Origin of the sequence: Pararhodobacter sp. (genome assembly GCF_036802785.1) — a bacterium.
In the GTDB taxonomy this organism is placed as follows: Bacteria; Pseudomonadota; Alphaproteobacteria; order Rhodobacterales; family Rhodobacteraceae; genus Pararhodobacter.
In genome coordinates this window covers 1-14,153 of the sequence record NZ_DAIRVN010000102.1, presented here as the reverse complement: position 1 = coordinate 14,153, position 14,153 = coordinate 1, and the positions used below count along the sequence as shown (strand labels likewise).

Sequence of the window (14,153 nt, the reverse complement as noted above, 5' to 3'; positions counted from 1 at the left end):
CCCAAACCCCCCGGCCAGAGGGAGGCGCACGCGCCCCCCTCTGAACTCCCCCCGTGCGTATTTAAGGCAAGATGAAAGGGCGATGCTGTGAGCAATTCGTTACTGGCTGACTGGGACGGGCCTTTTGCCCTGCCGCCGTTCGATGCGATCCGCGACGCGGATTTCGCGCCCGCGTTTGAAGCGGCGCTGGCCGAGGGGCGCGCGGCGGTGGCGGCGATTGCGGACAATCCCGAAGTTCCCGATTTCGCCAATACGATCGCAGCACTGGAGCTTGCTGACGGATTGCTGGACCGGGTGGCGGGGGTGTTCTTCAACCTCTCAGGCAGTGATTCAAACCCCGCGCGTGAGGCGTTGTCGCGCGATCTGGCGCCGGTTCTGTCGGCCTATGCCTCGGAAATCACCGCGAACCGGGCGCTTTTCGCCCGGATCGAGGATCTTTGGGCGCGCCGTGACGCGCTCGCCCTCACGCCGGAGCAGGCGCGGGTGCTCATGCTCTACCGGCGGATGTTCATCCGCGCGGGTGCGCAGCTGGATGATGCCGCGTCAGAGCGGATGAAGGCGATCAAGGGGCGGCTGGCCAGTCTTGGTACGCAGTTCACCCAGAATCTGCTGGCGGATGAGCGCGACTGGTTCATGGTGCTGGATGATCTGACCGGCCTGCCCGATTTCCTGATCGCCTCGGCGGCATCGGCGGCCACCGAGCGCGGCAAGGCGGGGCATGTGATCACCCTCAACCGCTCGCTGATTGTGCCGTTCCTGCAATATTCGCCGCGCCGTGATCTGCGCCAGCGTGCCTATGAGGCCTGGGTTGCGCGCGGTGCGGGCGGCGGTGCCACTGACAACCGCGCCATTGCCGCCGAGACGCTGGCCTTGCGGTCCGAGCGGGCGGCGCTGCTGGGCTACCCGTCTTTCGCTGCCTACAAGCTGGAGACCGAGATGGCGCGCAATCCGCAGGCGGTGCGCGGCCTGCTGATGCGGGTCTGGGAACCGGCGCGGCGCAAGGCCGAGGCGGATGCGCAGGCGATGGCGGCGCTTTTGCAGGCCGATGGTCATGCAGGCCCGCTTCAGCCATGGGATTGGCGCTTTTACTCCGAGAAGCGCCGCCGCGCGCTGCATGATTTCGACGAGGCGGCGCTGAAGCCCTATCTGTCGCTTGATGCCATGATCGCTGCCGCCTTTGACGTGGCCAACCGCCTGTTCGGGCTGGAGTTCCGCCCGCTTGACACGCCCCTGTACCATCCGGATGCCCGCGCCTGGGAAGTCACGCGCAATGGCCGGCATATGGCGGTTTTCATCGGCGATTATTTTGCGCGTTCCTCCAAACGCTCAGGCGCGTGGTGCTCGGCCATGCGCAGCCAGCGCAAGCTGGGGGGTGAGGTGCGCCCCATCGTGGTGAATGTCTGCAACTTTGCCAAGGGTGACCCGGCGCTGCTGTCCTGGGATGATGCGCGCACGTTGTTTCATGAATTTGGCCATGCGCTGCATCAGATGCTGTCGGATGTCACCCATGGCTTCATCTCGGGCACCTCGGTCGCGCGCGATTTCGTTGAACTGCCCAGCCAGCTTTATGAGCATTGGCTGGAGGTGCCTGAGGTGATCGAACGCCACGCCCGCCACTGGCAGACCAATGAGGCCATGCCCGATGTGCTGCGCGAAAAGCTGAAAGCCGCCAGCACCTGGGATCAGGGCTTTTCGACGGTCGAATTCATCGCCTCGGCCATGGTCGATCTGGCGTTCCACGAGGGCCCGCCACCCGCTGACCCGATGCAGAAGCAAGCGGAACTGCTGGAAGAGATCGGCATGCCGCAGGCCATCCGCATGCGGCACGCCACGCCGCATTTTGCGCATGTCTTTTCCGGTGATGGCTATGCCAGCGGCTATTACAGCTACATGTGGTCCGAGGTGATGGATGCCGACGCCTTTGCCGCCTTCACCGAAGCGGGTGATCCGTTTGACCCGGAGACCGCCGCGAAGCTGGAGCGGTATATCCTCTCGGCAGGTGGCTCAGATGAAGGAGAGGCGCTTTATACCGCCTTCCGTGGCCGTATGCCGGGGGTGGAGGCGCTGCTGGAAGGGCGCGGCCTGATCGAAAGCTGAGCGCGCGCGCTGCTTTGAGTGACGCGCGCCGTCTGCTATCCTTGCGCTGATGGGGCGGAAAGCGGGAGGCCGGTGGCGGGGCTATGGAAAAAATTGACTTCCGGAAGGCCCGGAAATCTCTCTACACGCCGCCTGCGGGCGCGTTTGTGGTGGTAGATGTGCCGGTCATGCAGTTTGTCATGGTGGATGGCGCGGGTGACCCCAACACCTCGGTGGCGTATAGCGCGGCGGTGGAATGGCTGTATGGCGTCAGTTATGCAGTGAAGTTTGCCGCCAAGGACAGCCTTGGGCAGGATTACGTGGTGCCGCCACTGGAGGGCCTGTGGTGGGCGGATGATCCGCAAAGCTTTGTCACCCGTGACAAGGACAAATGGCGCTGGACCATGATGATCATGGCGCCTGACTTCATTGACCGGGCGCTGTTTGACGCGGCGCTGGCAAAGACCGCCAGGAAGCGGGGTGCGCTGCCGCCCCAGACCCTGCGGTTTGCCCCCTATGACGAGGGGCAGTCGCTGCAAACCCTGCATCTGGGTAGCTATGATGACGAAGGCCCGGTGCTGGCCCGTCTGCATGATGTGGTGATGCCGGGGATGGGGGTTACGTTCAACGGCCCGCATCATGAGATCTACCTGAACGACCCGCGCAAGACCGACGCCGCGAAGCTGAAAACCATCCTGCGACAGCCGGTGAAGGCAGTGGGCTGAGCCGCCGCTTTACCGCAGCGGCGCCTTGCTTTCACGGCCCGACCCCAGGCCTACCGGGTCAGTATGGATGATGACCCAGGAATCGGGGAAGGCATCGCGCAGCGCATGCTCCAGCCCGTCGGCAATGGCATGGGCCTCGTTCAGGCTCAGCGCGCCCTCGATCTCGATATGCATCGAAATGAACAACCGGCTGCCCGCGGTGCGGGTGCGCAGGTCATGCCAGCCGCGCGCGCCGGGCCAGCCCGTGGCGATGGTGCCGATGCGCGCCAGCACTTCCGGCGGGGCGGAGCGGTCCATCAGCGCGTGCCAGGCGCCCAGCCCGATCTTGCCGCCGTTCCACGCCAGCCAGATCGCCGCCGCCAGCGCCACCACGGAATCGACCTGCCCGATACCCCATTGCGCCGACGCCCAGAGCGCGAAAAGGGTGCCGATGGCGGGCATCAGGTCTGACAGGTAATGCAGCGAATCGGCGGCGACCACGCGGTTGCCGGTGCGCCGCGCAACATGGCGCTGCCACAGGACCAGCGCGCCGGTGAGCAGGATCGACAGCACCATGACGATGATGCCCGCCCCCTCGGCGCGCAGGCTGGCGGGGCTCTCACTCATAAGGCGCATGACCGCAAAAGTGGCGATGGCGGCGGCAGAGGCCATCACCACCAGCGCCTGAAACAGCGCCGCCAGATCCTCGGCAGAGGTATGGCCAAAGGCGTGGTCTTCATCGGCCGGGCGCGCGGCATAGACGATGGCCACCAGCGCACCCACGGAAACCAGCAGATCCAGCGCATTGTCCACCAGCGAGGCCGCCATGCTCAGCGCGCCGGTCATCGCCAGCCCCCAGAGCTTGAGCGCGATCAGCATCAGCGCCACGCTGACCGAGGCGATGCCAGCCGACAGGTTCAGGCGGGTGTGGGAATCGGTCACGGCGGGCAGCCTTTTGCAGGACGGGCACCCGCTATAGCGCGCCGATGGTGGGGGGCGCAATTCGGCCCGTGCATTCCCGTTGCTTTTTCGATGCGGCCACAACAACCTTGGCGTGTAACAATTCGAAAGGTTTGGGCAAAACTGGGGCAAGACTTTACCGCCACCACTGGCATCGGAGCGTGGGATGGCGGCGAGAGCCCGTTTCATGAAGAGGGAGGAGAAATCGGTGATGTCAACGGCAACGCAAGGGGCGACGCAGTCCATTCCGGCCCTGCTGTCGCGCAATGCGGCGCAGATGGGCAATCTGACGGCTTACCGCGAGAAGGAATTCGGCATCTGGCAATCCTGGACCTGGAAAGAGGTCGAGGCCGAGGTGCGGGCAATGGCGCTGGGCTTTCTGGCGCTGGGCATGGCGCGGGGCGATTATGTCGCCATCATCGGCCGCAACCGCCCGGCGCTTTACTGGTCGATGGTCGCGGCGCAGTCGGTGGGTGCGATTCCCGTGCCGCTCTATCAGGACGCGGTGGCCGAAGAGATGGTCTATGTGCTGGACCATTGCGGCGCGCGTTTTGCCATGTGCGGCGATCAGGAGCAGGTGGACAAGGTCATCGAGGTGCGCGACCGGGTGCCGTCGATGGAGCAGATTCTGTATCTCGACAAGCGCGGGATGCGCAAATACGACCATACGCATATGAACTGGCTGGAAGATGCCAAGGCCGAGGGCCGCGCCGCGCATCAGCGCCTTGGCCCTGAGCTGGACAAGCGCCGCGCCGAACTGACCTATGACCACACCTGCGTCATGCTCTATACCTCGGGCACGACGGGCAAGCCCAAGGGCGTGGTTCTGTCCAACCGCAATATCATCGAGGCGGCAAAGGCCTCGTCCGAATTTGACCGGCTACGGCCCACGGATGAAATTCTGGCCTATCTGCCGATGGCATGGGTAGGGGATTTCATCTTTGCCATCGGGCAAGCTTACTGGACGGGGTTCTGCGTGAACTGCCCCGAAAGTGCGGCGACCATGATGACCGACCTGCGCGAGATCGGGCCGACCTATTTCTTCGCGCCGCCGCGCATTTTCGAAACCATGCTGACGCAGGTGATGATCCGCATGGAAGACGCCGGGCGCACCAAGAAGCGGCTGTTCGACACCTACATGGCCCATGCCCGCAAGGTTGGCCCCGCCATTCTGGACGGCAAGCCGGTGTCGGCGGCGGACCGGGCGAATTATGCGCTGGGTGAGTTGCTGGTCTATGGCCCGCTCAAGAACACGCTGGGGCTGAGCCGTATCCGCGTGGCCTATACCGCCGGTGAGGCGATCGGCCCCGAGATCTTTGAATTCTATCGCTCGCTGGGCATCAACCTGAAGCAGCTTTACGGCCAGACCGAAGCCAGCGTGTTCATCACCCAGCAGCCCGATGGTGAGGTGCGCAACGATACCGTTGGCGTACCCTCTCCCGGTGTCGAGGTGAGGATCGCCGAGAATGGCGAGGTGTTCTACCGCTCGCCCGGCACCTTTGTGGAATATTACAAAAACCCCGAATCCACCGCCTCGACCAAGGATGCCGAGGGTTGGGTGGCGACGGGCGATGCCGGTTTCTTTGAGGAAAGCACCGGGCATCTGCGGATCATCGACCGCGCCAAGGATGTGGGCAAGATGGCTGATGGTACGATGTTCGCTCCCAAATACGTTGAAAACAAGCTCAAGTTTTTCCCCAACATTCTGGAAGCCGTGCTGTTCGGCAATGGCCGCGACCGTTGTGTGGCCTTCATCAACATCGACCTGAGCGCCGTGGGCAACTGGGCTGAGCGCAACAACATCGCCTATTCCAGCTATCAGGAGCTGGCAGGCCATCCGCGCGTGCTGGAGGCGATCCAGTCCCATGTCGAGGAGGTCAACGCCTCGGTCGCGCAGGACAGGATGCTGTCGGGCTGCCAGGTGCATCGCTTTCTGGTGCTGCACAAGGAGCTTGACGCCGATGACGGCGAGATGACCCGCACCCGCAAGGTCCGCCGCCGCATTGTCGAGGAGAAATTCGCCGACCTGATTGCTGCGCTCTATGGCGGCGAGGACAGCGTCTATACCGAAACCGAAGTGACCTATGAGGATGGCCGCAAGGGCGTGCTCAAGGCCACGGTGGAGTTGCGCGATGCCAGGGTGTTCAACACCGACGCCGCGCGCATGGCCGCCGAATGACGGCGCACCGGACCATGGGGGGAACTGATCCGATGCTGGATACGCAAGACGACGGCTATATGACCGCTGACGGCCGCAAGATCGGCGCTGTGGCGATGGAGATGAAGAACATCACGCTGCGGTTCGGCGGGGTGGTGGCCATCAAGGACATCAGCTTTGACATCCGCTGGGGCGAGATCCGGGCGATCATCGGCCCCAATGGCGCGGGCAAATCCTCGATGCTCAATGTCATCTCGGGTTTCTACAACCCGCAGGAAGGGGACGTGTATTACAAGGGCTTCAAGCGCCCCCGGATGCGGCCCTATCAGGTGGCGCGGCAGGGCATTGCCCGGACATTCCAGAACATCGCCCTCTTTGAGGGGATGAGCGTTCTGGACAACATCATGACCGGGCGGCTGAACCACATGAACGCAGGCTTTCTGAAGCAGGCGATGTGGTGGGGGCCGGCCGCGCGCGAAGAGGCCGAGAACCGCGAGAAGGTCGAAAAGGTCATCGACTTTCTGGAAATCCAGCACATCCGCAAAACCCCGGTCTCGCGCCTGCCCTACGGGCTGAAGAAGCGGGTCGAGCTGGCCCGCGCACTGGCCGCCGAGCCGCAGATCCTGCTGCTGGATGAGCCGATGGCGGGCATGAATGTCGAAGAGAAAGAGGACATGTGCCGCTTCATCCTCGATGTGAATGACGAATTCGGCTCCACCATCGTGCTGATCGAACACGATATGGGCGTGGTGATGGACCTGTCGGACCGCGTAGTGGTGATGGATTACGGCAAGAAGATCGGTGACGGCACGCCCGATGAGGTGCGCAACAATCAGGAAGTGATCAACGCCTATCTGGGGGTGGCGCATGACTGACCGGGCCGCACGCAACAACAAACCGACAGGGGGCAGTAATGCCTGATACACTTCTTTTCGCCATGGAGGCCGCGCTGAACGGTCTGACGGCGGGCATCATGTATGCGCTGGTGGCACTGGGCTTTGTGCTGATCTTCAAGGCCTCCGGCATCTTCAACTTCAGCCAGGGGGTGATGGCGCTGTTTGCGGCGCTGACGCTGGTGGGGTTCCAGACCGGGCAGGTGCCCTTCGCGCATCTGATCAACGCAGTCTTCGGCACCCGGGTGCACCATTTCGGCTGGAACATGCCCACGCTGATGGCCATTCCGGCAACCATTCTGGTGATGATCCTGTTCGCATGGCTGGTTGAACGGATCGTGCTGAAACATCTGGTCAATCAGGAGCCGATCATCCTTTTCATGGCCACCATCGGGCTTGCCTATTTCCTTGAAGGGCTGGGCGACATTATGTGGGGGGCCGAGGTCAAGCGGCTGGATGTCGGCATTCCGCAGGGTATGTCAGGCGCGGTCGATGACCTGACCTTCGGCTGGTTCGGCTATGGCTTCTATCTGGATACGCTGGACCTGTATGCGCTGGCCATCGCGGCGGTGCTGGTGACGGGGCTGGTGCTGTTCTCGCAATACACCAAGGAAGGCCGCGCCCTGCGCGCCGTGGCCGATGACCATCAGGCCGCGCTGTCGGTCGGCATTTCGCTGCGCTTCATCTGGGTGCTGACCTGGTCGATCGCCGGTATCGTGGCGCTGGTGGCGGGGATCATGTGGGGCTCCAAGATGGGGGTGCAGTTCTCGCTGTCGCTGATCGCACTCAAGGCCCTGCCGGTGCTTATTCTGGGTGGGTTCACCTCTATCCCGGGGGCGATTGTCGGCGGGCTGCTGATCGGTGTCGGCGAAAAGCTCTTTGACTTCTTCATGCAGCCGGTCATCGGCGGCGCTACTGAGAACTGGTTCGCCTATATGCTTGCGCTCGCCTTCCTGCTGTTCCGGCCGCAGGGCCTGTTCGGCGAAAAGATCATCGAGAGGGTCTGACACATGCTTTACCGTGAAGCGGGCGATTTCAAAACGACCTACGGCGCCGACAACCAGACCTTTCCCATCCGGTTTGACCGCTACGGCTATTATCTGGTGCTGGCCTTCGCCTTTCTGGTGGTGCCGATGTTCATCACCGATTACTGGGCCAATTCCATCGTGGTGCCCTTCCTGATCTACGCCATTGCGGCGTTGGGGCTGAACCTGCTGATCGGCTATTGCGGGCAGCTCAGCCTTGGCACCGGGGCCTTCATGGCGGTGGGGGCCTATGCCTGCTACAAGCTGATGGTTGCCATGCCGGGGCTGAACATTGTCTTCGTGATTATTCTGGCGGGGCTGGTAACGGCCGGGGTGGGGGTGTTGTTCGGCCTGCCCTCGCTGCGGATCAAGGGGTTTTACCTTGCCGTGGCCACGCTGGCCGCGCAGTTCTTCCTGATCTGGCTGTTCACCCGCACGCCGTGGTTTTTCAACTATTCCTCCACCGGCATGATCTCGGCGCCCACGCGCAGGGTGTTCGGCTACGCGGTGACCGGACCTACGGCCTCATCCGTGTCGGTCTATCTGATCTGCCTCGCCTTTCTGGTGTCGCTGGCCTGGCTGGCGCGCAATCTGACGCGGGGCACGATGGGGCGCAAATGGATGGCGATCCGCGATATGGACATCGCCGCCGAGATCATCGGGGTCAATCCGCTGATGGCCAAACTGTCTGCCTTTGCGGTGTCGTCGTTCTTTGTGGGCGTGTCGGGCGCGCTGTTCTTCTCGGTCTATCTGGGGGCTGCCGAAGCGGGTGAGTCCTTCGGGATCGACAAGTCGTTTCTGGTGCTCTTCATGGTGATCGTCGGTGGGCTGGGGTCTATCCTCGGGGCGTTTCTGGGCGCGGCCTTCCTGATTGTCGGGCCGGTGCTGCTGAAGCTGATGCTGGTGAACCAGTTCGGCTGGCCCAGCGACCTTGCCGCGCATCTTGAGATCATGATCGTCGGCGCGCTGATCATCACGTTCCTGATTGTCGAGCCGCATGGGCTGGCCGCGCTGTGGCGTACCATCAAGGACAAGCTGCGCCTCTGGCCTTTCCCTCACTGAGCGGGAGCGGAGCAACCAAGAACTGAAATTCTGTGAATTTGTCATCAATCAATGGGAGGAGAACCAATGAGAATGACCCGACTGGCCGCAGCGATTGCGGTCGCGACGACGGTGGCGATGCCTGTGCTTGCGCAGGATCTCCACTTTCCGATGCTGAACTATCGCACCGGCCCCTTCGCGCCGGGCGGCATTCCCTTTGCTGACGGGTATCAGGACTATCTGACCCTGATCAACGAGCGCGATGGCGGTATCGGCGGTGTGCGCATCCGGATGAGCGAATGCGAAACCGCCTATAACACCGAGCGTGGGGTGGAATGCTATCAGGCCATCCGGGGCGACCGCCCGCTGGTCATTCAGCCACTTTCGACCGGGATCACCTATCAGCTGATCCCGCGCACCATGGAAGACGGCGTGCCGATGCACACCATGGGCTATGGCCGGACATCGGCGGTGAATGGGGAGGTGTTCAACTGGACCTTCAACTATCCCGGCACCTACTGGGATGGCGCCTCGGTCATCATCAACTTCCTGCTGGATGAGAATGAAGGCAGCCTCGAGGGCAAGAAGATCGTTCTTCTCTATCACAACTCGGCCTATGGCCGGGAGCCGATCCCCACGCTGACCCGCCTTTCCGAAAACCTCGGCTATTCGTTTACCTCCATCGGTGTGGACAGCCCCGGCCAGGAGCAGGGCAACCAGTGGCTGCAGATCCGCCGCGAACGCCCGGATTATGTGATCATGTGGGGCTGGGGCGTGATGAACGCCGTCGCCATTCAGGAAGCGGCCAACATCCGCTTCAACATGAACAACTTCATCGGCGTCTGGTGGTCCGGGTCCGAGCAGGATGTATTGCCGGCAGGTGCGGGCGCGCATGGCTACCGCTCGCTGGCGATGCATGGAACGGGCCGCGACTATCCGATCTATGACGATATTCAGGAATATGTCGTGGACCGTGGCCGCACCGCCGGTGCCGGTGATCAGATCGGCACCGTGCTGTATTCGCGCGGGATGTATGCCGCGATGCTGGCGGTTGAAGCCGCGCGCACCGCACAGGAAATCCATGGCGTGGCCGAAATCACGCCCGCGATGATGCGTGACGGCATGGCGAATCTGGTCATCTCGGAGGAGCGGATGGTTGAGTTGGGCCTGCCAAACTTCGGCCCGCCGTTCGAGGTGAGCTGCCAGAACCACGGCGGCTCCGGTCAGGCGATGATCCAGGAATGGGATGCCAACGCCGGTCAGTGGAACCTGATCACCGACTGGATCGAATCGGACCGTGAGCTGATCATGGAAATGGTGATGGATGACTCGATGGCCTTTGCCACCGAGAACAACATCACCCCGTCCTGCATGGAATAACCTCCTTGCGAAAACCCGGCAGGCGCGGCTCCCGCGCCTGCCACCCCCTGAACACTTGGACGGAAACGCCCCCATGCTTGACACCCGCCCCGATACCCTGACCACCGCCGAGACCATTCTCGATGTCAACAATATCGAGGTGATCTACAATCACGTGATCCTTGTGCTGAAAGGTGTCAGCCTCCGTGTGCCCAAGGGCGGTATCACCGCGCTTCTGGGGGGCAACGGCGCGGGCAAATCGACCACGCTCAAGGCCATCTCGGGCCTTCTGGCGTCTGAGCGCGGCGATATCACCAAGGGCACGATCAGCTACCGCGGCGAAGTCGTGAACAACTGGAACCCCTCGGATCTGGTCAAGAGGGGCGTCATCCAGGTGATGGAAGGGCGCCATTGCTTTGAGCACCTGACGGTCGAGGAAAACCTGCTGACCGGCGCTTACACGCGGCGCGACGGGCGCGCGGCGGTCGCCGACCACCTTGAGATGGTCTATACCTATTTCCCCCGCCTGAAGGAACGGCGCAAAAGCCAGGCGGGCTATACCTCGGGCGGTGAGCAGCAGATGACGGCGATTGGCCGCGCGCTGATGTCGCGGCCCGAAACCATTCTGCTGGACGAGCCCTCGATGGGCCTTGCGCCGCAGCTTGTTGAGCAGATTTTCGAAATCGTGCGGCGGCTGAACGAAGAGCAGGGGGTGACCTTCCTGCTGGCCGAACAGAACACCAATGTCGCGCTGCGCTACGCCCATACCGGCTACATTCTTGAAAATGGCCGCGTGGTGATGGAGGGTTCTGCCCAGGCGCTGCGCGAAAACCCCGATGTGAAAGAGTTTTATCTGGGCATGTCCGACAAGGGGCGCAAAAGCTTCCGTGACGTGCGCAGCTACCGTCGCCGCAAGCGTTGGCTGGCCTGAACAGAAGCATCGGGCAACTTGGCCGGGCCGGATATCACCGGGCTGGCCGCAGCAAGGGGGCACCCCCGCGAGGGCATAATGAGCAAGACCTTTTTCGATTCACTTGAGACCCGCTCGGCGGATGAGCGCGCCGCCGCGCTGGCGCGTGCGCTGCCCGTGCAGATTGCCCGGGCACAGGGCACCGCCGGAATGGCAGCGGCGCTGAAGGGGATCGACCCGGCCGCCATCACCTCGCTCAGTGCTCTGGCCACGCTGCCGGTGCTGCGCAAATCTGACCTGACCGGCGCGCAGGCCGATCAGCCGCCCTTTGGCGGCTACACGGTTCATGATACCGCCGGGTTCGAGCATGTGTTCCAGTCGCCCGGGCCGATCTATGAGCCGGGGCGCACCAGCCATGACTGGTGGCGCGCGGGGCGCTTTCTGCATGCTCTGGGCGTGGGGCGCGGCGATATCGTGCAGAACTGTTTCTCCTACCATCTGGTGCCCGCGGGCATGATGTTTGAAAATGCCGCGCGCGCGGTGGGGGCGGCGGTGCTGCCCGCAGGCACGGGGCAGACCGAACTGCAGGTGCGCGCCGCGCGCGACATCGGCACCACGGTTTACGCGGGCACACCGGATTTTCTGAAGATCATCCTCGACAAGGCCGATGAGATGGGGGTCAAGCTGGCCATCACCCGCGCGGCGGTGGGGGGTGGGGCGCTCTTCCCGTCGCTGCGTCAGGAATACACTGATCGCGGCATCACCTGCCGCCAGTGCTATGCCACCGCCGATCTGGGCAATGTCGCCTATGAGACCGAGGCGCTGGAAGGCATGGTGATTGATGAGGGTGTGATTGTCGAAATCGTGCGCCCCGGCACCGGCGATCCGGTGCCGCATGGCGAGGTGGGTGAGGTGGTGGTAACCACCCTCAACCCCGATTACCCGCTGATCCGCTTTGCCACCGGCGATCTTTCGGCCATCATGCCGGGCACCAGCCCCTGCGGGCGCACCAATCTGCGCATCAAGGGCTGGATGGGGCGTGCCGACCAGACCACCAAGATCAAGGGCATGTTCGTGCGGCCCGAACAGGTGGCGGCCTTTGTCTCGCGCCATGAAGAGGTCAGCCGCGCCCGCGTGGTCGCCACCCGCGAGAGTGAAAAGGACGTGATGACCGTCTTTATTGAAACCCGTGCCGCAAATCCGAAGTTATATGAGAACACGTTACTTGATACGCTCAAGCTGCGGGGGAAGGTCGAACTGGTGCCGCCCGGCTCCTTGCCGAACGATGGCAAGGTGATCGAGGATCAGCGCAGCTACGACTGAATGGCCAGCCCCCGCCAACAGTGAAGGGGTTCGCATGTTCCGTCGGTTTGTGTCTGTCTGCGTGTTGTGGCTTGCTCTGGCCGTTCCGGCCTCGGCTTCGGGAATTGCGCTGTTCGTGGTGAACGAACAGCACGAGCATCTGCGAACGGCACGCGAGGGCGCAGACCTGCTGCGCATTCTGCGCCGCTATGAGGCGGCGGGGTTTGACACCGATCAGGCGACCGATCTGTCAGCCCCAGCCCTGCGCGCGGCGCTGATGGCGCTGGATCAGCGGATTGTGCGTGAGCGGCTTGAGCGGGTGGTGATCGTCTTTGCCGGTTACACGGTTCACAATCAGAGCAGCACCTGGCTGATGGGCAGCGATGCCATCGATCCGGGGCTGGCCAATATCGACGCCATCGGCGTGCGGCTGGAAACGGTGCTGGCGATCGCCGGGCGCGTTCAGGGCGGCGCGGTCGTGGCTTTGGCCGAGATGGGCTATCCGGAGCGGCTTGGCGACGGCTTTCAGCAGGGTCTTCCGGCGCCGCTGAGCGTGCCGCAAGGCGTCAGCGTGCTGCGCGGCCCGGCGGGGCAACTGGCGGCTGTGCTGGAGAGCGTGGCCACGCCCGGCACCAATCTGGCCGAGGCCGCTACCCGGTCACGTCAGGTGCGGGTGGAGGGGTTCAACCCGGCCTATTTGACTTTCCTGCCCGAGGGGCATGAACCCTCCACCCAGGCTGATCGCCGCGACTGGAGCAATGCCGAGGAAGTGGGCACCGCCGCGGCGTACCGCGCCTATCTGGCGGCATGGCCGCAGGGGCTTTTTGCGGCGGATGCCCGCAGCGCCATCGAGCGGCTTGAAAACACGCCTGAGCGGATTGAAGAGGCGCTGGGGCTGACCCGCGACGAGCGCCGCGCGATCCAGCGTGACCTGACGATTCTGAATTTCAACCCGCGCGGTATCGACGGCATCTTTGGCCCGGCATCCCGCACCGCGATTACCGGCTGGCAGGGGCGCAATGAGCATGCGCAGACCGGGTTTCTGAACCGCGACCAGATTTTCCAGCTGGCCGGGCAGGCGACCCGCCGCGCCGCCGAACTGGAGGCCGAGGCGCGTGAGCGTCAGGCCGAGGAGGAGCGGCAGGACCGCGCCTATTGGCGCGATACCGGCGCCGGGCAGGACGAGGCCGGGCTGCGCGCTTATCTGGAGCGTTTCCCGGACGGCATCTTTTCAAGCATTGCCCGTCAGCGGCTGGATGAGATCGAGGGCGCGCGGCGGGATGCCGCGCAGGCGCGCGACCGCGCCGCCTGGGATATCGCCCGGCGCGACGACACGGCACCGGCCTATGAGCGCTACCTGCGCGACTATCCGCGCGGTGCGTTCGCCGATCAGGCGCGCGGCCGTATTGACGCGTTGACCCGCCCCGGCACCCCGCGCCCGGATCTGGATGCGGCGCGCGCCGAGGAAGAGACGATGTTCCTGCCGCGCTTCACGCTGGTGATTGTGGAGCAGCGACTGGCAGCGCTGGGGTTTGACCCCGGCGAGATCGACGGACGGCTGGATACCGATGCCCGAAGGGCGATTCGCCGTTATCAGCGCGCGTCCGATCTGCCGGTGACCGGCTATCTGACGCCGGGGATTGTGTCGCGGCTGATGGCGGACAGTGTGTTCCAGCTTTTTGAGTAGGACGGATCTGCCCGGCTGCGCCGGGCAGGCGCGCAAAC

11 protein-coding genes are annotated in these 14,153 nt (G+C 63.5%); 10 read left to right on the top strand and 1 reads right to left on the bottom strand.

Features of this window, described 5'->3' with window-relative positions; translation table 11 throughout:
• Nucleotides 1–87: 87 nt before the first annotated feature.
• Entirely contained in the window at nt 88–2,097 is a 2,010-nt protein-coding gene (locus V7Q53_RS21970; protein WP_333831028.1) for a M3 family metallopeptidase, read from the top strand.
• 83 nt (nt 2,098–2,180) lie between these two features.
• Nucleotides 2,181–2,801 (top strand): GyrI-like domain-containing protein, encoded by a 621-nt coding sequence (locus tag V7Q53_RS21965; protein ID WP_333831026.1) that lies wholly within the window; start codon nt 2,181–2,183, stop codon nt 2,799–2,801.
• 9 nt (nt 2,802–2,810) lie between these two features.
• Here the strand turns inward: V7Q53_RS21965 and V7Q53_RS21960 are convergent, their stop codons facing one another.
• Entirely contained in the window at nt 2,811–3,722 is a 912-nt protein-coding gene (locus tag V7Q53_RS21960) for a cation diffusion facilitator family transporter (protein ID WP_333831025.1), read from the bottom strand.
• Between the two features lie 229 nt (nt 3,723–3,951).
• Between V7Q53_RS21960 and V7Q53_RS21955 the strand changes: the two genes are divergently transcribed.
• From V7Q53_RS21955 to V7Q53_RS21920, 8 genes are all read left to right on the top strand, one after another.
• A complete protein-coding gene (locus V7Q53_RS21955; protein ID WP_333831024.1) occupies nt 3,952–5,919 on the top strand; it encodes an AMP-binding protein in 1,968 nt (655 codons plus the stop codon).
• Nucleotides 5,920–5,951: 32 nt separating this feature from the next.
• Nucleotides 5,952–6,773, top strand: coding sequence for an ABC transporter ATP-binding protein (locus tag V7Q53_RS21950; protein ID WP_333831022.1), 822 nt, complete (start codon nt 5,952–5,954; stop codon nt 6,771–6,773).
• Between the two features lie 38 nt (nt 6,774–6,811).
• A complete protein-coding gene (locus V7Q53_RS21945; protein ID WP_333831020.1) occupies nt 6,812–7,798 on the top strand; it encodes a branched-chain amino acid ABC transporter permease in 987 nt (328 codons plus the stop codon).
• Nucleotides 7,799–7,801: 3 nt separating this feature from the next.
• A complete protein-coding gene (locus V7Q53_RS21940; RefSeq protein ID WP_333831019.1) occupies nt 7,802–8,878 on the top strand; it encodes a branched-chain amino acid ABC transporter permease in 1,077 nt (358 codons plus the stop codon).
• Between the two features lie 72 nt (nt 8,879–8,950).
• On the top strand, nt 8,951–10,237 hold the full coding sequence (locus V7Q53_RS21935; protein WP_442954466.1) for an ABC transporter substrate-binding protein: 1,287 nt from the start codon (nt 8,951–8,953) through the stop codon (nt 10,235–10,237).
• Nucleotides 10,238–10,310: 73 nt separating this feature from the next.
• Nucleotides 10,311–11,147: an ABC transporter ATP-binding protein gene (locus tag V7Q53_RS21930; RefSeq protein WP_333831017.1), complete on the top strand. Its 837-nt coding sequence runs from the start codon at nt 10,311–10,313 to the stop codon at nt 11,145–11,147.
• A gap of 78 nt (nt 11,148–11,225) precedes the next feature.
• Entirely contained in the window at nt 11,226–12,449 is a 1,224-nt protein-coding gene (locus V7Q53_RS21925; protein WP_333831016.1) for a phenylacetate--CoA ligase family protein, read from the top strand.
• Between the two features lie 34 nt (nt 12,450–12,483).
• Nucleotides 12,484–14,115 carry a peptidoglycan-binding domain-containing protein gene (locus V7Q53_RS21920; protein ID WP_333831015.1) on the top strand — a complete coding sequence of 544 codons (1,632 nt, stop codon included), beginning with the start codon at nt 12,484–12,486 and terminating at the stop codon, nt 14,113–14,115.
• Nucleotides 14,116–14,153 lie beyond the last annotated feature (38 nt).

What these genes read in the sequence shown, in the direction of transcription:
- V7Q53_RS21920 (WP_333831015.1), top strand. Translation starts at nt 12,484, where the DNA reads ATGTTCCGTCGGTTTGTGTCTGTCTGCGTGTTGTGGCTTGCTCTGGCC.
- V7Q53_RS21925 (WP_333831016.1), top strand. Translation starts at nt 11,226, where the DNA reads ATGAGCAAGACCTTTTTCGATTCACTTGAGACCCGCTCGGCGGATGAG.
- V7Q53_RS21945 (WP_333831020.1), top strand. Translation starts at nt 6,812, where the DNA reads ATGCCTGATACACTTCTTTTCGCCATGGAGGCCGCGCTGAACGGTCTG.
- V7Q53_RS21955 (WP_333831024.1), top strand. Translation starts at nt 3,952, where the DNA reads ATGTCAACGGCAACGCAAGGGGCGACGCAGTCCATTCCGGCCCTGCTG.
- V7Q53_RS21940 (WP_333831019.1), top strand. Translation starts at nt 7,802, where the DNA reads ATGCTTTACCGTGAAGCGGGCGATTTCAAAACGACCTACGGCGCCGAC.
- V7Q53_RS21935 (WP_442954466.1), top strand. Translation starts at nt 8,951, where the DNA reads ATGACCCGACTGGCCGCAGCGATTGCGGTCGCGACGACGGTGGCGATG.
- V7Q53_RS21965 (WP_333831026.1), top strand. Translation starts at nt 2,181, where the DNA reads ATGGAAAAAATTGACTTCCGGAAGGCCCGGAAATCTCTCTACACGCCG.
- V7Q53_RS21930 (WP_333831017.1), top strand. Translation starts at nt 10,311, where the DNA reads ATGCTTGACACCCGCCCCGATACCCTGACCACCGCCGAGACCATTCTC.
- V7Q53_RS21950 (WP_333831022.1), top strand. Translation starts at nt 5,952, where the DNA reads ATGCTGGATACGCAAGACGACGGCTATATGACCGCTGACGGCCGCAAG.